This is a genomic window from Agrobacterium sp. 22094 (assembly GCF_052046015.1).
GTDB lineage: Bacteria > Pseudomonadota > Alphaproteobacteria > Rhizobiales > Rhizobiaceae > Agrobacterium > Agrobacterium cavarae.
In genome coordinates, this window is record NZ_JBQEPX010000005.1 from 330,070 (window position 1) to 349,964 (window position 19,895).

Annotated in this window: 14 protein-coding genes; 9 read left to right on the forward strand and 5 right to left on the reverse strand. The window is 59.8% G+C overall.

Annotated elements, in window-relative coordinates:
- Positions 1–61 precede the first annotated feature (61 nt).
- Entirely contained in the window at positions 62–2,497 is a 2,436-nt protein-coding gene (gene gyrB / locus ACTJK5_RS20395; protein ID WP_440613113.1) for a DNA topoisomerase (ATP-hydrolyzing) subunit B, read from the forward strand.
- 278 nt (positions 2,498–2,775) lie between these two features.
- Here the strand turns inward: gyrB and ACTJK5_RS20400 are convergent, their stop codons facing one another.
- Positions 2,776–3,375, reverse strand: coding sequence for a nitroreductase family protein (locus ACTJK5_RS20400; RefSeq protein WP_440613114.1), 600 nt, complete (start codon positions 3,373–3,375; stop codon positions 2,776–2,778).
- A gap of 132 nt (positions 3,376–3,507) precedes the next feature.
- Between ACTJK5_RS20400 and ACTJK5_RS20405 the strand changes: the two genes are divergently transcribed.
- The 8 genes from ACTJK5_RS20405 (at position 3,508) to ACTJK5_RS20440 (ending at position 11,826) form a co-directional block, all read left to right on the forward strand.
- Complete coding sequence (locus ACTJK5_RS20405; protein ID WP_440613115.1) at positions 3,508–4,350, forward strand: fumarylacetoacetate hydrolase family protein; 843 nt, start codon at positions 3,508–3,510, stop codon at positions 4,348–4,350.
- Positions 4,351–4,515: 165 nt separating this feature from the next.
- On the forward strand, positions 4,516–5,751 hold the full coding sequence (locus tag ACTJK5_RS20410) for a polyhydroxyalkanoate depolymerase (RefSeq protein WP_113259675.1): 1,236 nt from the start codon (positions 4,516–4,518) through the stop codon (positions 5,749–5,751).
- Positions 5,752–5,795: 44 nt separating this feature from the next.
- On the forward strand, positions 5,796–6,563 hold the full coding sequence (locus tag ACTJK5_RS20415; RefSeq protein WP_111848815.1) for a M48 family metallopeptidase: 768 nt from the start codon (positions 5,796–5,798) through the stop codon (positions 6,561–6,563).
- A 102-nt stretch (positions 6,564–6,665) separates the two neighbouring features.
- Positions 6,666–7,325, forward strand: a complete 660-nt coding sequence (locus tag ACTJK5_RS20420) for a phosphoribosylanthranilate isomerase (RefSeq protein ID WP_440613116.1) — start codon at positions 6,666–6,668, stop codon at positions 7,323–7,325.
- Positions 7,326–7,336: 11 nt separating this feature from the next.
- A complete protein-coding gene (trpB, locus tag ACTJK5_RS20425) occupies positions 7,337–8,557 on the forward strand; it encodes a tryptophan synthase subunit beta (protein WP_130978436.1) in 1,221 nt (406 codons plus the stop codon).
- A gap of 1 nt (position 8,558) precedes the next feature.
- Positions 8,559–9,386, forward strand: a complete 828-nt coding sequence (trpA, locus tag ACTJK5_RS20430) for a tryptophan synthase subunit alpha (protein ID WP_062597490.1) — start codon at positions 8,559–8,561, stop codon at positions 9,384–9,386.
- Positions 9,387–9,551: 165 nt separating this feature from the next.
- Positions 9,552–10,445, forward strand: coding sequence for an acetyl-CoA carboxylase, carboxyltransferase subunit beta (accD, locus tag ACTJK5_RS20435; RefSeq protein ID WP_130978435.1), 894 nt, complete (start codon positions 9,552–9,554; stop codon positions 10,443–10,445).
- Between the two features lie 37 nt (positions 10,446–10,482).
- Entirely contained in the window at positions 10,483–11,826 is a 1,344-nt protein-coding gene (locus ACTJK5_RS20440) for a bifunctional folylpolyglutamate synthase/dihydrofolate synthase (protein WP_440613137.1), read from the forward strand.
- 78 nt (positions 11,827–11,904) lie between these two features.
- Here ACTJK5_RS20440 and trxA read toward each other — a convergent pair whose 3' ends face one another.
- The 4 genes from trxA to ACTJK5_RS20460 all read right to left on the reverse strand — a co-directional run bounded on the left by trxA (position 11,905) and on the right by ACTJK5_RS20460 (position 19,888).
- Positions 11,905–12,225 carry a thioredoxin gene (gene trxA, locus ACTJK5_RS20445; protein WP_062424674.1) on the reverse strand — a complete coding sequence of 107 codons (321 nt, stop codon included), beginning with the start codon at positions 12,223–12,225 and terminating at the stop codon, positions 11,905–11,907.
- Positions 12,226–12,300: 75 nt separating this feature from the next.
- Positions 12,301–15,879, reverse strand: coding sequence for a double-strand break repair helicase AddA (addA, locus tag ACTJK5_RS20450; protein ID WP_440613117.1), 3,579 nt, complete (start codon positions 15,877–15,879; stop codon positions 12,301–12,303).
- Positions 15,869–19,045: a double-strand break repair protein AddB gene (gene addB / locus ACTJK5_RS20455; protein ID WP_440613118.1), complete on the reverse strand. Its 3,177-nt coding sequence runs from the start codon at positions 19,043–19,045 to the stop codon at positions 15,869–15,871. Before addB ends, addA begins: the two co-directional genes overlap by 11 nt.
- A gap of 123 nt (positions 19,046–19,168) precedes the next feature.
- Positions 19,169–19,888: a nucleotidyltransferase family protein gene (locus ACTJK5_RS20460; RefSeq protein ID WP_335323064.1), complete on the reverse strand. Its 720-nt coding sequence runs from the start codon at positions 19,886–19,888 to the stop codon at positions 19,169–19,171.
- Between the last annotated feature and the right edge of the window lie 7 nt (positions 19,889–19,895).

Below are 19,895 nucleotides of genomic sequence, written 5' to 3' on the forward strand. Positions count from 1 at the left end.
CGCTGCGATTGCGCGCCCGAAAAGAGGTACGCTTTGGCAGCGCCCATTGGAAAGAATGCTTATGACTGAAACACCGTCGAGCGAAACCAGCGTGAATACGGAATATGGAGCCGATTCGATCAAGGTTCTCAAGGGCCTTGATGCTGTGCGCAAACGCCCCGGCATGTATATCGGGGATACTGACGACGGATCCGGCCTTCACCACATGGTCTACGAAGTGGTCGACAACGCCATCGACGAAGCGTTGGCGGGTCATGCCGATCTCGTCACCGTCACGTTGAACGCCGATGGCTCCGTCACTGTCACGGATAATGGCCGCGGCATCCCGACCGACATTCATACCGGCGAGGGCGTCTCCGCTGCCGAAGTGATCATGACGCAGCTCCATGCCGGCGGCAAGTTCGACCAGAATTCCTATAAGGTGTCCGGCGGTCTGCATGGTGTGGGTGTCTCGGTCGTCAACGCTCTGTCCGTCTGGCTGAAGCTTCGCATCCGCCGCAACGGCAGGGTGCATGAAATCACCTTCACCCATGGCGTTGCGGATAAGCCGCTGGAAGTGATCGGTGAGTATGAAGGCCGCTCCGGCACGGAAGTCACCTTCCTGGCAAGCACCGACACCTTCACCATGACCGAGTATAATTACGCCACGCTCGAACATCGCCTGCGCGAACTCGCCTTCCTCAATTCCGGCGTGCGCATTCTGCTCACCGACAAGCGCCACTCCGACATCAAGCAGGAAGAGATGGTCTATGATGGCGGTCTCGAGGCCTTCGTGCGCTATCTCGACCGCGCCAAGAAGCCGCTGGTGGATAAGCCTGTCGCCATTCGCGGCGAGAAGGACGGCATCACGGTGGAAGTCGCCATGTGGTGGAACGACAGCTACCACGAAAACGTGCTCTGCTTTACCAACAACATTCCCCAGCGCGATGGCGGCACGCATATGGCGGGCTTCCGTGGCGCGTTGACGCGTCAGGTCACTTCCTATGCCGACAGCTCCGGCATCACCAAGAGGGAAAAGGTCTCGCTGCAGGGCGAAGACTGCCGCGAGGGCCTGACCGCCGTTCTGTCGGTCAAGGTGCCGGACCCGAAGTTCTCCTCGCAGACCAAGGACAAGCTTGTTTCGTCCGAAGTCCGCCCGGTCGTCGAAAACCTCGTCAACGAAGCGCTCAGCACCTGGTTCGAAGAGCATCCGACGGAGGCGAAGATCCTTGTCGGCAAGGTGGTGGAAGCCGCCGTTGCCCGTGAAGCCGCCCGTAAGGCACGTGAACTGACACGCCGTAAGGGTGCACTCGATATCGCCTCGCTGCCCGGCAAGCTTGCGGATTGCTCCGAACGCGATCCGGCCAAATCCGAGCTTTTCCTCGTCGAGGGTGACTCCGCTGGTGGTTCTGCCAAACAGGGACGCTCGCGTGAAACGCAGGCCATCCTGCCGCTGCGTGGTAAGATCCTCAACGTGGAACGTGCCCGCTTCGACAAGATGCTCTCCAGCCAGGAAATCGGCACGCTGATCACGGCGCTGGGCACCTCGATCGGCAAGGACGAATTCAACGCGGACAAGCTGCGCTACCACAAAATCATCATCATGACCGATGCTGACGTGGACGGCGCCCATATTCGCACCCTGCTTCTGACCTTCTTCTTCCGCCAGATGCCGGAACTGATCGAACGTGGTCATCTCTATATCGCCCAGCCGCCGCTCTATAAGGTGACGCGCGGCAAATCGGTCCAGTACCTGAAGGACGAAAAGGCGCTGGAAGATTACCTCATTTCCATGGGTATCGAGGAAGCGTCGCTGACCCTCGGCTCCGGCGAAGTGCGCGTCGGCGAAGATTTACGGGAAGTCATTGCAGACGCCGTTCGCATGCGCTCGTTGATCGACGGTCTACACTCGCGTTACAATCGTTCGGTCGTGGAACAGGCGGCGATTGCCGGTGCGCTCAATCCGGAATTGTCAGCAGACGCGAGCCAGGCGGAAGCCACGGTCGCGGAAGTCTCCCGCCGTCTGGACATGATTGCAGAAGAAACCGAGCGTGGCTGGTCCGGCGAGGTCCTAACCGACGGTGGCCTGCGTTTCCAGCGCATGGTCCGAGGCGTCAAGGAACTCTCCACAATCGACATGGGCCTTCTCGGTTCTGCAGATGCCCGCCATATCGACCAGTTGGCGGCCCGCAGCCGCGACGTTTATGCGACCGTCCCCGTTCTGCAACGCAAGGAAGGAAGTCTGCAAATCTCCGGCCCGCGCGCGCTTCTCGAGGCCATCTTTGCCGCAGGACGCAAGGGCCTGTCCATGCAGCGCTACAAGGGTCTCGGTGAAATGAACGCCGAACAGTTGTGGGAAACGACGCTGGACGCCAATGTCCGCTCGCTGCTCCAGGTCAAGGTCCCTGATGCGACAGATGCAGACGGACTGTTCTCACGATTGATGGGGGACGAAGTGGAGCCACGACGCGATTTCATTCAGGAAAACGCGCTGAGCGTCGCGAACCTCGATATCTGATTTTGCTGTGGATGGTGTTGCTGCACGATTCACGTGAAACAGTTTGTTAAGAAACCCGGCGTCGATGCCGGGTTTTTTGTTGCGATGGGAAGCCAATTGACCGCCCTCGCTACAGCATCGGCCCGGAAACTCGGTCTGGATTTTCGGAAAGCAAGATGCGTCGATTCAAAAGTGTGAAGCGTCATGCGCCCTGTTGAACGTATGGCGCTTCAGGTTTGAGAATGACGCAAGGGGAGCGCGGGAGAATCCGGCTAACTCCCGCATGTGTTCACAAGGCGTCAGTCCGCCTTGCCCGTGAACTTGCCTTCGAACGCGATATTCGACAGCGGAAGCCTCTTGCTCGGTACTTCGCGTTCTGCGAGGTCGTCGGGAAGCGTGCTCTTATGCGCAATCTTGCCGATCGCGACCACGGCTTCCACGACATAGCCTTCCGGGACATCCAGTTGCTCGACGATCTTGTCCTTGAAGATGCCGGCCATACCATGGGCATGGTAGCCGAGTTTATGTGCCTGCATGGCGAGAGCAAACCAAGCGGCGCCTGCGTCGAACGAATGTGTCGTCGCTGGTTTCTTTTCACCGTCGCGGAGATTGTATGTGCGCGACAGGATGACGATCAGGGCAGACGCATTCTTGGCCCAGCGCTGATTTCCCTCCATCAGCAGGCCGACAAATCCGTCCCACTCCGGAGATCCATTCAGCCCATAGACGAAGCGCCAGGGCTGCTGGTTGGAAGCCGATGGTGCCCAACGCGCGGCATCAAGGATCGTCAACACGTCGTCCTTCGGCATTGGGTTGCCATCATAGGCACGTGGCGACCAGCGGTCCAAAAAAAGAGGATCGACGGGATGATCTGTGTCACGAGAATTGCTGGTCGTCATGATCTGTCCTTATCAACAGAGGAGAAAGGCTGACATGATCGTATTTTTTTGGCCTCTTCATGGTCAAGGGGTGACAAGGATAAATAGTTCGTTCATATATGCATCATCTTGTCTGACAACTGGGAGAGATCCATGAAACTGATGCGCGTCGGTCAACCCGGCCACGAAAAGCCCGCCATTCTCGACGCGGAAGGTAAAATCCGCGATCTCTCCGCACATGTGAATGACATTGGCGGCGACGCGATTTCGCCGGAAGGCCTCAAGAAGATCGCGGCGCTGGATCTTTCCACGCTTCCGGTTCTGACCGAAGACCGTATTGGCGCTTGCGTTGCCGGAACCGGCAAGTTCATCTGCATCGGTCTCAACTTCTCGGACCACGCCGCGGAAACGGGTGCCGCCGTACCGTCCGAGCCTGTCATCTTCATGAAGGCAACGTCGGCCATCGTCGGACCGAACGACAATGTCGTCATTCCACGTGGTTCCGAAAAGACCGACTGGGAAGTCGAACTCGGCGTCGTCATCGGTAAGACCGCAAAATATGTTTCGGAAGCCGACGCGCTGGACTATGTCGCGGGCTACTGCGTATCGCATGACGTGTCAGAGCGCGCCTTCCAGACGGAGCGCCAGGGCCAATGGACCAAGGGCAAATCCTGCGACACCTTCGGTCCGATCGGCCCATGGCTCGTCACGAAGGATGAGATCGCCGATCCGCAGAACCTCGGCATGTGGTTGAAGGTCAATGGTGAGACCATGCAGAACGGCTCCAGCAAGACCATGGTCTATGGCGTTGCCAATGTCGTGTCCTATCTCAGCCAGTTCATGTCTCTGCATCCGGGCGATGTGATCTCCACCGGCACGCCTCCGGGTGTCGGTCTCGGCATGAAGCCGCAGCGCTTCCTGAAAGCCGGCGATGTGGTCGAGCTCGGCATTGAAGGCCTTGGCTCCCAGAAGCAGACCTTCGTCGCTGACATTTAAATCCGAATACGTTTATCCCTGTCCTCATGGGTGAGGGCAGGGATCAACCACACAGCTGAGCTAAAAACCTCGGCCACGATCGCCATTCGCGCGTTATTTTGTGCAACTGCGAAAAGATGCTAGACTGTCACAAAAGACGACGATGACGACGGGAGGCGTTTATTCGTGTTCTACCATCTTTACGAAATGAACCATGCGGCCATGGCGCCCTTGCGGGCCAGTGCCGACCTGATGCGCCAGGCGTGCAACAATCCTCTCAATCCCTTATCCAACACGGCATTCGGCCGCAGCCTCGATGCGGGTTTCGAGGTCTTCGAGCGTTTGACGCGTCGCTACGGCAAGCCGGAGTTTGGCATCTCGAGCACACACATCGATGGCAAGGCTGTCGATGTCGTGGAAGAGGTTGTCTGGACGAAACCGTTTTGCCGCCTGATCCACTTCAACCGATTACTTCCGCAAGAACGACCAGCTTATCCGAAGATCGTGCTGGTGGCACCCATGTCCGGTCACTATGCCACGCTTCTGCGCGGTACGGTGGATGCGCTTCTGCCCCACGCGGATATCTATATCACCGACTGGATCGATGCCCGCACCGTTCCGCTGACGGAAGGCCGCTTCGATCTGGATGACTACATCTCCTACGTCATCGAGATGCTGCATCATCTGGGAGAGGGGACCCACGTGGTCGCCGTCTGCCAGCCATCGGTTCCGGTTCTGGCGGCCGTGGCGTTGATGGAGGCGGATCAAGACCGCTTCGCGCCTGCTTCCATGACGCTGATGGGTGGACCAATCGATACGCGTATCAACCCAACGGGCGTCAACGAGTTGGCAAAAGCCAAGCCGATCGACTGGTTCCGCGACAGTGTCGTCATGCCGGTTCCGTGGCCGCAGCCCGGCTTCGGGCGTTCCGTCTATCCGGGCTTCCTGCAACTCTCTGGCTTCATGTCCATGAACCTCGACCGGCACATGACTGCGCATAAGGATTTCTATCTCAACCTTGTGAAGAACGACGGCGATTCGGCTGAAAAGCATCGGGAGTTCTACGACGAATATCTCGCCGTCATGGACCTCACCGCCGAATTCTACCTCCAGACGGTCGAGACCGTCTTCATCGAGCATGCTCTTCCGAAGGGCACGATGATGCACAGGGGCAGGGCGGTCGATCCGTCTGCCATCCGCAATGTCGCGCTCTTCACCGTGGAAGGGGAGAATGACGACATTTCCGGGGTCGGCCAAACCAAGGCGGCGCATGATCTTTGCCTGAACCTGCCACATGAAAAACGGCGCCATTACATGCAGCCGGATGTCGGCCACTATGGCGTCTTCAACGGCTCACGCTTCCGCAACGAGATCGTTCCACAAATGGTGGCGTTCTTCCAGGAGCATCAACGCCAGCAATAAACGAGCGGATGGCTTTTGAAGGCGGAAAGCGCTATGACGGCGTCATGTTTTCGCTGCTTCGAAAGTCCCCGAAATCGACCTCGTCCCGCAAACCGACGCTGACCCAGCGCACGGTAGAGGTCGGCGGTCGGCATGTGCCGATCTCCATCAAGGAGAACCAGCGGGCGACGCGCATCACGCTGCGTATCGAACCGGGTGGCAAGGCGTTGAAGCTGACGATCCCCTACGGCCTCCATCATGCGCAGGTCGATATGTTTCTCGATCGTCATCAAGGATGGCTTGAAACCAAGTTTGCCAAGTTTTCTGCGCCGACGGGAATGAGCGACGGTGCGTCCATTTCCATCCGTGGCACGCTCCATACGATCCGGCACTCAGGCTCGATGCGCGGCGTAACCCAGATCGCCCAGGACGAGGACGGTCAGCCTGTGCTGAAGGTCAGCGGATTGCCTGAACACACAGGCCGTCGCGTCGCGACCTTTCTGAAAAAGGAAGCCCGCGCCGATCTCGAGCGACTGGTTGCAATCCACGCCAAGACAGTCGGAAGGCCGGTGCGCTCGATCTCGATGAAGGATACGCGCAGCCGCTGGGGATCCTGTTCACATGAGGGCAACTTGAGTTTCTCCTGGCGCATTGTCATGGCGCCGGAAAGCGTCATCGATTATCTTGCCGCGCACGAAGTGGCGCATCTGAAAGAAATGAACCACGGACCGAAATTCTGGGCGCTCTGCAAGAAGCTTTGCCCGGAGATGGACAAGGCCAAGGCCTGGCTGAAGCAGAATGGCTCTCAACTGCATGCCATCGACTTCGAATAAGCCACGATTGCAGGTTTGGATTCACGTGAAACATGTTTTAGCCGACCCTCTTTGCCCGCATTTTGGCTCGACTCACACGCCATTTCATGTCACGTCCCAGTCATGAAAAGTGCCAGGACTCCGGACATCAAGATTTGCGGGCTGAAAACGCCGGAAGCCGTCGAACGCGCGGTTCGGCGCGGGGCAACGCATATCGGTTTCATCTTCTTCGAGAAGAGCCCGCGCAACATCGAGCCGGATATTGCCGGCAAGCTGGCAGACGCGGTTCGCGGCAGCGTCAAGATCGTTGCCGTTACCGTCAATGCCGATAATGACGAGCTGGACGAGATCATCGATCTGCTGAAACCCGATATCCTCCAGCTTCATGGTAGCGAGAGCCCGGAGCGCGTGCTGAGCGTCAAGGCACTCTACGGCCTGCCGGTGATGAAGGCTTTTTCTATTCGTGACGCCGATGATCTCGCCAAGATCGCTCCCTATATCGGAATCGCGGACAGTTTTCTTTTCGATGCCAAGGCACCGGCGGGATCTGAACTGCCGGGAGGCAATGGTGTCTCCTTTGACTGGAGCGTTCTGCATTCTCTTGACGAAGGCGTAAATTACATGCTTTCCGGGGGGCTGAACGCCGATAACGTCGCTGAGGCTCTGGCAAAAACCGGGGCAGGTGGACTGGATGTATCCTCGGGTGTGGAAAGCGCGCCGGGTGTAAAGGATTTGGCCAAGATCGACGCGTTTTTCGATGCGGTTCGATCGGCAAGGCTTTAGGGAGTTTAAAAGTGAACGAAACGCTGAAACCCAACTCGTTTCGCGCCGGTCCCGATGAGGACGGACGCTTCGGTATCTACGGAGGCCGCTTCGTTGCCGAGACGCTGATGCCTTTGATCCTCGACCTGCAGGCCGAGTGGGAAAAGGCCAAGGACGATCCGGAGTTCAAGGCGGAGCTTGAACATCTCAACACTCACTATACCGGCCGTCCAAGCCCGATCTATTTCGCCGAGCGCCTGACGGCTGAACTCGGCGGCGCGAAGATCTATTTCAAGCGTGATGAGTTGAACCACACCGGTTCGCACAAGATCAACAACTGCCTTGGCCAGATCCTTCTCGCCAAGCGCATGGGCAAGACCCGCATCATTGCCGAAACCGGTGCCGGTCAGCATGGCGTCGCATCTGCAACGGTAGCAGCACGCTTTGGCATTCCTTGCGTGGTTTACATGGGCGCGACCGATGTGGAGCGCCAGGCCCCCAACGTGTTCCGCATGAAGCTCCTTGGTGCCGAAGTAAAACCGGTGACGGCAGGCCACGGCACGCTGAAGGATGCCATGAACGAGGCACTGCGTGACTGGGTCACCAATGTCGACGACACCTATTACATGATCGGCACGGCGGCTGGCCCGCACCCCTATCCGGAAATGGTGCGTGAGTTCCAGTCGGTTATCGGCAAGGAAGCGCGCGAGCAACTGTTGGCACTCGAAGGCCGTTTGCCGGATATGCTGGTCGCAGCGGTAGGCGGTGGCTCCAACGCCATCGGCCTGTTCCATCCGTTTCTGGATGATGCGAGCGTGAAAATCGTCGGCGTCGAAGCGGGCGGCAAGGGCCTGGATGGTGAAGAGCACTGCGCCTCGCTGACAGCCGGTTCGCCGGGCGTCCTGCACGGCAACCGCACCTACCTGCTTCAAGATAGTGACGGCCAGATCAAGGAAGGTCATTCCATCTCCGCCGGTCTCGATTATCCGGGCATCGGCCCTGAGCATTCCTGGCTCAAGGATGCCGGTCGCGTCGAATATGTGCCGATCATGGACAATGAAGCGCTCGACGCCTTCCAGATGCTGACGCGCACCGAAGGCATCATTCCAGCGCTTGAGCCGAGCCATGCGCTGGCCGAAGTCATCAAGCGCGCGCCGAAGATGAGCAAGGACGAAATCATTTTGATGAATCTCTGCGGTCGCGGCGACAAGGATATTTTCACGGTCGGTAAAATTCTGGGAATGGGACTCTGATATGACTGCACGTATGGACAAGCGCTTTGCCGATCTGCGTGCGCAAAATCGTCCGGCTCTCGTCACCTATTTCATGGGTGGCGATCCTGATTTCGAAACCTCGCTCGGCATCATGAAAGCGCTGCCGGACGCCGGTGCCGATGTCATCGAGCTTGGCATGCCATTTTCCGATCCGATGGCCGACGGCCCGGCAATCCAGATGGCCGGCCAGCGGGCACTGAAAGGTGGTCAGACGCTGGCAACCACGCTCGATCTCGCGCGCGAATTTCGCAAGCAGGATGATGAAACGCCGATCGTGCTGATGGGTTACTACAATCCGATCTACATCTACGGTGTCGACAAGTTTCTGGACGACGCGCTCTCCGCCGGCATCGACGGACTGATCGTGGTCGATCTGCCGCCGGAAATGGATGACGAATTGTGCATCCCGGCTGTTCAGAAGGACGTCAACTTCATCCGTCTGGCGACGCCCACAACCGATGAAAAGCGTCTCCCGACCGTTCTACGCAACACGTCCGGCTTCGTCTATTACGTCTCGATGAACGGGATCACCGGTTCGGCCTTGCCCGATCCGTCGACGATTTCCGGTGCTGTCGAACGGATCAAGGCGCATACCGATCTGCCCGTCTGCGTTGGCTTCGGCGTCAAGACGGCCGATCACGCAAAGGCAATCGGTGCGGTTGCCGATGGTGTCGTGGTCGGTTCGGCCATCGTCAACCAGATCGCTCTCAGCCTCACCAAGGATGGCAAGGCGACGAATGACACTGTGCCGGCGGTAACAACGCTGGTAAAGGGCCTCTCGACAGGCGTGCGCGCGTCGCGCGCATGACATCGAGGCGATCTCAGATCGTGACCGACTTGAAATCGCCATGCTGATTTTGAATGTAAGAGAAGACGAGCGGAATTTGGTTGAAACGGCAGCCATGCGTCGCCATTCCGCTCAACTGCTGCCGAAGGATCATCGGTTCAGCGCGGACAGTCAGGAGTAAAGAACGTGAACTGGATTACCAATTACGTACGCCCGCGGATCAATTCCATGCTGGGCCGCCGGGATACCCCGGAAAATCTCTGGATCAAGTGCCCGGAAACCGGCGAAATGGTCTTCCACAAGGATCTGGAAGAAAACAAGTGGGTCATTCCCGCGTCCGGCTTCCATATGAAGATGCCCGCAAAGGCGCGCCTTGCCGACCTGTTTGACGACGGCGCCTATGAGGCATTACCGCAGCCGAAAGTGGCGCAGGATCCGCTGAAGTTCCGCGATTCTAAAAAGTACTCCGATCGTCTGCGCGACAGCCGCACCAAGACCGAACAGGAAGACACGATCCTGGCGGGCGTCGGCAAGCTTCAGGGCCTGAAGATCGTCGCCGTCGTGCATGAGTTCCAGTTCATGGGCGGCTCGCTCGGCATTGCCGCAGGCGAGGCGATCGTCAAGGCTTTCGAGCGCGCCATCTCCGAGCGCTGCCCGCTCGTCATGTTCCCGGCCTCTGGCGGCGCGCGCATGCAGGAAGGTATCCTGTCGCTGATGCAGCTTCCGCGTACCACGGTTGCCGTCAACATGCTGAAAGAAGCAGGCATGCCCTACATCGTGGTTCTCACCAACCCAACGACGGGCGGTGTCACGGCGTCCTACGCCATGTTGGGCGATGTCCATATTGCCGAGCCCGGCGCTGAAATCTGCTTTGCCGGCAAGCGCGTCATCGAACAGACGATCCGCGAAAAGCTTCCAGAAGGCTTCCAGACATCGGAATATCTCCTGGATCACGGCATGGTGGACATGGTCGTCGATCGCCACGCGATCCCGGATACGCTTGCCAACCTCCTGAAGATCATGACGAAGGCACCGGCCAGCACCTCCAAGGATATTCTGCCTATCGCTGCCACGGCCTGACGCATTCAAACACGCTCCGGAGGGGTGGATGACGGATATGACGAAGCCTGACATGAGCGAGGCGGAACGCATCATCGAAAGATTGATGCAGCTTCATCCCAAGGGCTTCGATCTGTCGTTGGACAGGATCACCCGCCTCCTCGAAAAGCTAGGCAATCCGCATAAGCGCCTGCCGCCCGTCATCCATGTGGCGGGCACCAACGGCAAAGGCTCGGTCACGGCCTTCAGCCGTGCGCTTCTGGAAGCCGCAGGCCTGGCCGTTCACGTCCACACCTCGCCCCATCTGGTAAACTGGAATGAGCGCTACCGTATCGGCGTTGCCGGCGCTCCCGGTCGACTGGTGGACGATGCCATGTTTGCCGATGCTCTAGCCCGAGTGGAAGCCGCCAATGAAGGCCAGTATATCACCGTCTTCGAAATCCTGACCGCCGTCACCTTCGTGCTCTTTGCCGAACAGCCTGCCGATGTGGTCGTTCTGGAAGTGGGTCTTGGCGGTCGCTTCGATGCCACCAACGTCATCTCCAATCCGGCCGTCTCGGTCATCATGCCGATCTCGCTCGACCATCAGGCTTATCTCGGCGATCGCGTCGAACTGATCGCGGCGGAAAAGGCAGGCATCATCAAGACCGGCTCGCCGGTCGTCATCGGCTACCAGGAATACGACGCAGCACTCGATGTGCTGATCGCCACCGCTGAGCGTTTGAAATGCCCGACAGCCATCTATGGTCAGGATTTCTCTGCGCATGAAGAACATGGCCGCATGGTCTATCAGGACGAGTTCAGCCTGGTCGACGCGCCGCTGCCGCGCCTTCCTGGCCGCCATCAGCTGGGCAATGCCGCCGCTGCCATTCGCGCCGTCAAGGCTGCCGGTTTCAGCGTCACCGATCGCATGATCGAAAAGGCCATGACATCGGTCGAGTGGCCGGGCCGCCTCCAACGCGTCACCCGCGGTCGCATCTTCGATCTCGCGCCGAAGGGCAGCGAAATCTGGATCGATGGCGGTCATAATCCAGGCGCTGGCGAGGTTATTGCTGAAGCCATGGCCGGTTTCGAGGAGAAGAGCGCTCGGCCGCTGGTGCTGATTGCGGGCATGATCAACACCAAGGATCAGGTCGGCTACTTCAAGGCCTTCGCCGGTATCGCCGAATATGTCTTCACCGTACCGATCCACGGGTCGGATGCAGCGATCGACCCTGTCGTTCTGGCCCATGCTGTCTTCGACGCTGGCCTGACGGCAGCGCCGACAGCCTCCATCGAAGAGGCTTTGGAGGAATTGGCAAAGCGCCTCGACCCGGCGAAGCCCGCACCGCGCATCCTGATCGGCGGATCGCTCTATCTCGCGGGTAACGCGCTGGCGCTGAATGGCACACCGCCGCAATAATCGAAGCATCACGCAACCGACGATCAAAAAAAGCCCGGCAGAACCGGGCTTTCTTTTTAATCTTGCATTGGCAAACAATCAGGCGGCGCTGGAAATCCAGGCGGAGAGTGCGGTCTTGGGAGCGGCACCGACCTTGATATCCGCCACTTCGCCGCCCTTGAACATGGCGAGCGTCGGGATGGAGCGAACGCCGAACTGAGCAGCGAGCTCAGGGTTTTCGTCGATGTTCAGCTTTGCGACCTTCACCTTGCCAGAAAGTTCCGTAGCGATCTCTTCGAGGCTCGGGGCAATCATCTTGCACGGGCCGCACCACTCGGCCCAGAAGTCTACGACGACTGGCTCAGCGGATTCGAGAACTTCAGACTGGAAGTTGGAGGTATCGACTTTCACGGTAGCCATAATTGGCTCTCCTTTCAGTGAATCTGTTCGGCATTCATGTGATGCGGGGGATGGGCATTTTCAATGTCCGGTATCTCACTTTGTCGAGATTGCGGCAAGGGCTTGTGACAGCGCTTCGTCCGTGAGCGTCACGAAGGACGCGTTCTCCGTATAGACGAGCGCGCAGGTGAAAGCCTTGTCCGGGTAGAGCGGCTTCAGAATCTCGCGATAGATCGCAAGCTGTGCGATATGGGCGAAGGGAATGGTGTTCTCATTGGCCGGCGGTATCCGGTTGGTCTTGTAATCCACCAGAATGACGCGTTCCCCGTCCACCGCCAAGCGGTCGATTCGGCCGGAAACGGCAAAATCCTGCCTTCCCAGGCGCAACGTTCCCATGATCGAAACCTCCGCTCGGCTATTGGCAGAGAAGGCAGACTGGATGGCTGGTTCGGAAAGAACGGCGAGCGTGGTGCGGATCAATCTCTCGCGTTCAAATTCCGGCCAGTAGCGCGCGGCACGCTCCGCATAGCGACGGGCGGCATCTTCCCGCTGATCCTCGGGATAGTCCGGCAGCGTCTGCAGCATCCGGTGCACAAGGCGCCCACGTTGCAGTGCAAGGCCGGAAGCTATCTCCGGTTTGGTAAAGAGCGGGGAGGACACGACAAGGTCATCGGCACCGTCATCGATGATCGTTCCCGCGCCGGACGGGCTGAGCGGCCGGGGAAGGGCAGGTGCCGGTGGCAGTGGTTGCATCAGCGAGGCGGGAAATGCTTCTGGCGCAGCACTCGACGGGGTCTCGCTCTGGGGTATCGCTTTTGGCTCATGGGCATTCATGCGCCACAACAGACCGTCCCAGGCTTCGCCGCCTGCCTGGAACTGATGAGAGATGCATCGCGCTTCATCCGCGACAAGCGCCCGCTTGATCATCTGGTGCCAGCAATCCGGATTTTCCTTCGGCCCGCGATAGCCACAGACAATCAGATGGTCGGCAGCCCGCGTCATGGCGACATAGAGGAGACGGCGATATTCCTGCTCTGCGGCGTCCTTCAAGCGGCCATCGTCCTGGTCGATCAACGCGTTATCGAAGTTCTTTCCTGGCAGCCACACGGGGAATGCGGCATCCCTGGTTTCGACGAAGCGAAGCCGGGGCACATGGCTTGGAATGAAGGCCTTGGAGCCGCCATCGACGAGAAACACCACAGGTGCCTCAAGACCTTTGGAGGCGTGAACCGTCATGATGCGGACTTCGCCGCGCTCCTTGTCCTGCTCGCGCTTGATCTCCGGGGCGTCCGTTTCCAGCACGGAGATGAAGGATTGCAGGCCGGGGAGGCCGGTCTTTTCGTGATCGAGCGCGAAGGACAAAAACTCATCCAGAACGTCGCTCGCTTCGTTGCCAAGGCGTGCAAGAAAGCGCTTGCGACCTTGATAGATGGTCATCACCGCCGCGTAGAAATCGTGAATCGTCGCGCTACGGGAGAGCGCAATGAGGGAGGAGAGGATTTCAAGCGTCGCGGCGAAGCGGCCGTCATCCTCTCCAGCGCGCTGCTGGAGATAGTCCCAGACGCTCGTCTTCTCCGGACGCTTGGCCGCCAGGTCAAAAATATCGTCTTCATCATGATTGAAGAGCGGGCTTTTGAGCAATGCCGAAAGCGACAGATCGTCCTGCGGCAGAAGCACGAAGCGGCCAAGTGCCAGCAGATCCTGAATGGCGATGTGGTCGGTCAGCCGCAAGCGGTCGGCACCGGCAACGGGGATGTTTTTTCGCTGCTTCAACTCGCGCGTCAACGCGTTGACGAAGGCGTGGCGCTTGCGCACCAATACCAGAATGTCGCCAGCCTCGATAAAACGTTCGACGCCTTTCTCGATCACCGTTTCCGTGCCGATCATCGCTGCGATGCGCGCCGCGATCCGTCGTGCGACGATGGCGGGTGGGGCGCTTTCGCGCAATGCATCGAAGGGTGCCGTCCAGTCTTCTTCGTCTTCGACCGGCTCGGCGGCGATCATGTCCCACACCTCCACCGTCCCGGCTTGACTAAGGCGGTTGGAGCGATGCTCGACGGGTTCATTGTCGGCGCTGAGGCCTGCGGCATTCTCGGGCAAAGAGAAGACCTGATCCACCGCAGCCAGCACATCCGCCGTGGAGCGGAAGGAAAGCGGCAGTCGTACGGGATGGAATATCTGCTGGACGGCAGTCACGCGCCGCGCCGTTTCCTCACGCTCCTGCGAAAACCGTTCCGGCCGTGCTCCTTGAAAGGAATAGATCGACTGCTTCTCGTCGCCCACGGCAAACAACGTGCGTTGACCGGCGCGCGCGGTTTCGCCATGGAAGAAATCTGCCGCCAGCGACTGTATGATCGACCACTGCACCGGGCTGGTATCTTGAGCCTCATCGACGAGAATGTGGTCGATACCCTGGTCCAGCTTGTAGTGTACCCATGCGCCCGCCGTATCTCGGTTGAGAAGCGTGGCCGCGCGCTCGATCAGGTCCTCGAAATCGAGCTGGCTGCGCTGCTTCTTCAAATCCTCGAAGTCGCCGATCAGCCGGTCTGCCAGCGTCAAGGCATGTCTGGTGGCCTCCAGCATGCGCAGCGTCCGGTACCGGTCGCGGCAGGCAACCACATGGGCGCGCGCCAGTGTCAGGTCGTCCAGAAGATTGGGTGCTGCCGTCTGCATCGCCTTGTTGATGACGTAGGCATCGGACTTCCGCTCACCCTTCTGGGTCAGCAACGCGCTTTCGAGAAAGGCGATGCGCTTGAACGGATCGCCTTCTCGCGCCGCTTCCCGCAACGCGTAGGACACTTCGTGCGTCCGCGCCCCGCCCACCTCATCGGACAGCGTCAGATAGGTGTCGAGCGACAGGCCGGAGAGACCCGGGAGTGGCCAATAGGCGGCCGCTACCGTCTCAAGTGTTTCAGTGGCGCTGATCCGAGCATGGCGCCGAAGCGCCGCGTCGATTCCACCGCTGCGGGAGGCGTCTTCGAGAAATCCGCGCAGAGGATTGCGGTTGGCAACGATGGCGCTCAAAAGCGCTTCCAGTCCGGTCTCGTCCGCCAGATCAAGCACATAGGCAAGCGCCTGCGCCAGCGGCGTGTCCTGCTCGAGCGAAACGGCGGTCAGCAGGCTGCGGCGTGCTTCCGCCAGGAGACTGCTGGCGGCACGATCATCGAGAACCGAGAAGTGGCCAGCGACATTCGCTTCCAGCGGAAACTGGTGCAGCAGCGCTTCGCAGAAGGCGTGGATCGTCTGCATTTTCAGCCCGCCCGGCGTTTCCAGCGCCTTGGCGAACAGACGGCGCGCCTCCTTCAGCTTGATCGCATCCGGCATACGTCCTTCGATCGCTGCGATGCGCGCCTTCAGGTCGGTGTCGGAGAGCGTGGCCCAATCCGCGAGGCGATCGAAGACGCGGCTCGACATTTCCGAGGCCGCCGCCTTTGTGTAGGTCAGGCACAGAATGGCGGAAGGACGGCAACCGGCCAGCAGCAGACGGATCACCCGCTGCGTCAAGACATGCGTCTTGCCCGAACCCGCATTGGCCGACACCCATGCCGAGCTAGTCGGATCGGAGGCGCGGGTCTGCTGGCGTGTCGTCCAGTCGATCCAGGCGCCTGGCTCGTCGCGCTCCGGGCCGTGATCTTGAGCCTGCTCGGCGGCGTATTCGAAGAGATCATTCGCCATCGCCATCTCCCGGTTCTGCGGTGGACCATTCGGAAACGCGCGCCAGATGGTCGTACTCGCCGCCATAGGATTGCTGTTCTTCCGGGATCAGCCGCGACACGAAGCCGTTCTTGCCCTCGCGCAGCGCCTTGATGAACTTGGCCAGCTGGTCGATCGAATCCGTCGCCAGTTCCGCCGCACTCTTGGGCACGGCCTTGGCGGTGGCCTTGGCGTTTTCGTTGTTCACGACATCGGTGCCGAAACGTTCTCCCGGCCGCAGGCGCACATAGATCAGATCCTCCGGTGTCGGCGTGCCGGCATCGCGGAAAGCACCGCGCATCAAGGCGGCCGCTTCCAGCGCCAGTTGCGGATCGAGCAAGGACCGGGCCTGTTTCACAGTCGGGGAGAGACCGGTCTTGTAATCGACGATATCCGCTTTGCCGTTGGTCTTGATGTCGATCCTGTCGGCCACGCCGGTCAGCCGGATCCCGGCCTCTGGAATGTCCTGTCCGGCGCGGGCCTCCACATAGGAGCGGCGCACCATCGGACGGCGATCTTTCTCCCAGGCAAGAAACTCGCGCGCCACCGCAACGAAGCGCGGTCGCCAGACGATATCGATATGTGCCGGCAGATTTTCTTCGTCGAAACATGCATTCAGCACGCGCATCATCGCGTCTTCGGACGCTGGCGTGCCGGGAACATGCTCCTCACGAGAGTAGAGTTCAATAATTCGGTGATAGAGCGTCCCGCGGTCGGCAGCGCCCGGATCGCGGTTGAACTCGTCCAGCGGATCGAGCTTCAGGATGCGCCGCGCATAGATGGCATAGGGGTCACGGCGCAGCCGTCCGACTTCGCTGAACGAATAGCTCTTCGGCTGCAGATCGGCAGGCGGGGTCGGGGCAGGGCGTCGCGCTGGATCCTGCGTCTCGCTGTCATCCAGCATCATTGCCCAATGGCGGTAGGATTCGCCACGGCGCTTCAGCGCCTCGGCAAAATCTTCCCCGCCCAGTGCCAGCAGTCTTTGCAGCCAGCGCGAAGCCACGGCAGGCGTCGAACCCTGGCGTAGGGCGCGGCTGTAGATGATGTGACGCGTCCCGTTCGCCATCTCGAAATCATGCGCCAACTGCCCGATGCGGCGTTCCGGCGGCTCAAGGCCGATCGATGTCTTCATGCTGCGTGACAGGAAGGGATTGTTGGCTGTTTGCCCCGGCCACACCCCTTCGTTCAAGCCACCGATGATGACGGTATCGACGCTCTGCAAGCGCGCTTCCAAAGCGCCGAAAATGAAGACGCGTGGGTGGCGCATGGCCCGTGGCTTGATCGATTCGCCCGCAATAAAGGCCGCGACGATATCGATCCATTGCGGACCATCCGCCTCCAGCGCGCTGCCGCATTCCATCAGCTCGGCAAAAAGATTGGACAGCTTTTCACCCGCCTCGCCGGACCAGAGGCTCGCCAGATCGCCCGCATCATCCAGACACATCGCTTCAATGACGCGGCCGGAACGCTCCGCCCATTCCGCCAGCGTCAGGCGGGAGGTGAGGCGACCGCGGAGTGGATCGCGGTGGACGAAGGCCTGCTCCAGCGGTTCGATCGCCGCTTTGATCCGTCTCGCCAGATCTTCAGCAGCGAGCGGGGCATCATCGGAAAGCGCCGTGCGCCAATGTGGCGGATGGCGGTCGCCTGCGTGAAGTGTCATCTGATGTGCCAGAAGCGCATCGAGGTTGCCAAGTGTCGTTTCCTCGCGCCCGCCGCGCAACGCCAGAAGCTCCAGCGCTGCGACAGCCTTACTCATCTGCAACTCGCTCAGGCCAAAGCGGCAAAGCGGATGCTTCAACAGCGAAATGACCGCGACCGGATCACCTGGGCGCAGGATCGCTTCCAGCGCCAGCTGCAAAAGACCTGCCTGCGGCGTCGCAGACAGCGGCGTACCTGCGGAATCGTCCGCCTCGATGCCGAAGCGGGCAAGCTCGGTTGCCACCCTTCGGCCAAGTCCGCGATCCGGCGTGATGAGGGCTGCCTGCGATGGGCCATTCTGACCGGGCTTGTCAAGCGCCAGCCTGAGCGCGATGGCGATTGCGGTTGCCTCCTCGCGCTCATTGGCCGCCTCTATCATCGAGGCGGCGGAAAAGGCGCTTTCGAAGAAGGCCGGGGACTTGTCCGAGCGCCACTCATTCCATTCCGCGGTCGCCTGAACAGGCGCAAGTGCGGTGGAAAAAACCGCGGCCCGGTCCTGCAGATCGCGATCAAGTTCACCGATCCGCTCTACATCGTGACGCAAGACGCCGAGCTTCTGCAACAGGGTGAAAAGCCCGTGTTGCGAATGGGTGCGGCTTGCCGCGTCAGCCGGTGCCTCATTGATCGCCTGCCACTGATCTTCCGGCATGTCGAGGTCAAGACCGGGAAGCACGACGGTGCCGTGCGGCAAAGATGCGACGGCAGCAATCAGATCGGCGGCAGCCGGAATAGAGCCGGTGGAGCCTGCAACGATGATCGGATCCGTGCTCGCGATCTTCGTCAGCCGGTCGGCCTCTGCGCGAAGGATAGCGTTGCGGTGGCGGCCGGCGGAAGACCGGTTGAGTTCGGCAAGGCGGGCGGGCCAATAAATACTGGCAATCTCCAGAAACTTCGCGGTCAGCTGCCACCACTGCGCATGATCGGCTGTATCCAGTTCGGAGAGCGCCTCCCAATCCTTGTCTTCCGTATCCATCGCATCGATGACTTCGGAGAGTGCACGCGCAAGCCAGATCGCATCCGCCGGGCTGGCGGGTGCCACGAGCGGTGAATCGGAATGGATGGCGCGGATCGCGTCCGGCAAGCTGTTTCGCCAGGCAAGGATCAGCCGCGCCAGTTCCACCAGTCGGGCGGTGCTGGAAATCGGTGGAGCAAGATCGATGGTAGCTGGCGTCTCGATATCGAAATAGCCGCTATCGTCATCCGTTTCGCCGAGCGGACGGATAACCGGGAGGATGGCAGAACGCCCGCCCAGGATATCGACGAATTCAGAGCGAAGGACGCGAGCCGAACGGCGCGTCGGCACATAGATCGTCACGCGGGCAAGCGAAAGCGGATCGGCAGGGTCGTACGAGAAGCCGCTCGCGAGCGTCCCGGCACAGAGGCTCTGCGCCAGTGTCTTTAGAAAGGGTGTTCCCGGCGCAATGGTCAGGATGCGTTTGGCATGCGCCAATGGTTCGACCTTCTCAAGGATGACAGCATCCGCCCGAAAACCGGAATCGTTTTTCGGAAAGCACGATACTTCGCTTCAAAGCGTTAGAACTTCCTTTGTGCGTCCTGAGAAACGCACGGCGCTCTAAACGGAAGCGATGGTTCGCTCCGCATCCTCTATAGCATCCGGTGTGCCGACGGTAATCCATTGACCGTCAAGCATCCCGCCATAAAGCCGGTTTTTCGCAATGGCGCGGTCGAAATAGATGTTGAGATTGAAGGCATCAGCCGGTGCATCCTCAAGCAGGCGCGAATCCATGGCGATCGCGCCAGCGTAAACCACCGGACGTGGCTCGCCCTCCTGATACCGGGTCAGGCGCCCATCCTCTGCAAAATTGAAATCCTTTTTGCCGTTATGTCCGGTGGTGCGGTCCATATCGACGCAAAGCATCGCCATATCCATGCGCGCAGGATCGAAACCCTCCGCGAGTTTCTGCAGGTTGGTGGGACGGCCGGATGTTTCCCCGACCCAGAACAGATCGGCATTCATCACCAGCACAGGCCCGGGCGTCAGCAGCTTCAAACCCTTGGCGAGACCGCCACCGGAATTCAACAGCTCGGCCCGCTCATCGGAAATCAGAATCTCAAGATCCTTGCGGTCTTCAAGATGCGCGACCATCTGCTCGGCATGATGATGGACGTTGATGGATACGGTTTCGACGCCCGCCGCCACCAGAAGTTCGAGCACATAATCGATCATCGGCTTGCCAGCGATTTTGACCAGCGGCTTGGGGATCGTGTCGGTGATCGGGCGCATTCGAGTGCCGAGACCTGCTGCCAGAACCATCGCTTGTCTGATCGTCATGGGAAAC

Bases quoted from the DNA above. Each gene is read 5' to 3' on its own strand.
- trxA (WP_062424674.1), bottom strand. From the start codon at position 12,225: ATGGCTACCGTGAAAGTCGATACCTCCAACTTCCAGTCTGAAGTTCTC.
- ACTJK5_RS20415 (WP_111848815.1), top strand. From the start codon at position 5,796: ATGTTTTCGCTGCTTCGAAAGTCCCCGAAATCGACCTCGTCCCGCAAA.
- ACTJK5_RS20440 (WP_440613137.1), top strand. From the start codon at position 10,483: ATGACGAAGCCTGACATGAGCGAGGCGGAACGCATCATCGAAAGATTG.
- ACTJK5_RS20405 (WP_440613115.1), top strand. From the start codon at position 3,508: ATGAAACTGATGCGCGTCGGTCAACCCGGCCACGAAAAGCCCGCCATT.
- ACTJK5_RS20420 (WP_440613116.1), top strand. From the start codon at position 6,666: ATGAAAAGTGCCAGGACTCCGGACATCAAGATTTGCGGGCTGAAAACG.
- trpA (WP_062597490.1), top strand. From the start codon at position 8,559: ATGACTGCACGTATGGACAAGCGCTTTGCCGATCTGCGTGCGCAAAAT.
- ACTJK5_RS20460 (WP_335323064.1), bottom strand. From the start codon at position 19,888: ATGACGATCAGACAAGCGATGGTTCTGGCAGCAGGTCTCGGCACTCGA.
- addA (WP_440613117.1), bottom strand. From the start codon at position 15,879: ATGGCGAATGATCTCTTCGAATACGCCGCCGAGCAGGCTCAAGATCAC.
- ACTJK5_RS20400 (WP_440613114.1), bottom strand. From the start codon at position 3,375: ATGACGACCAGCAATTCTCGTGACACAGATCATCCCGTCGATCCTCTT.
- gyrB (WP_440613113.1), top strand. From the start codon at position 62: ATGACTGAAACACCGTCGAGCGAAACCAGCGTGAATACGGAATATGGA.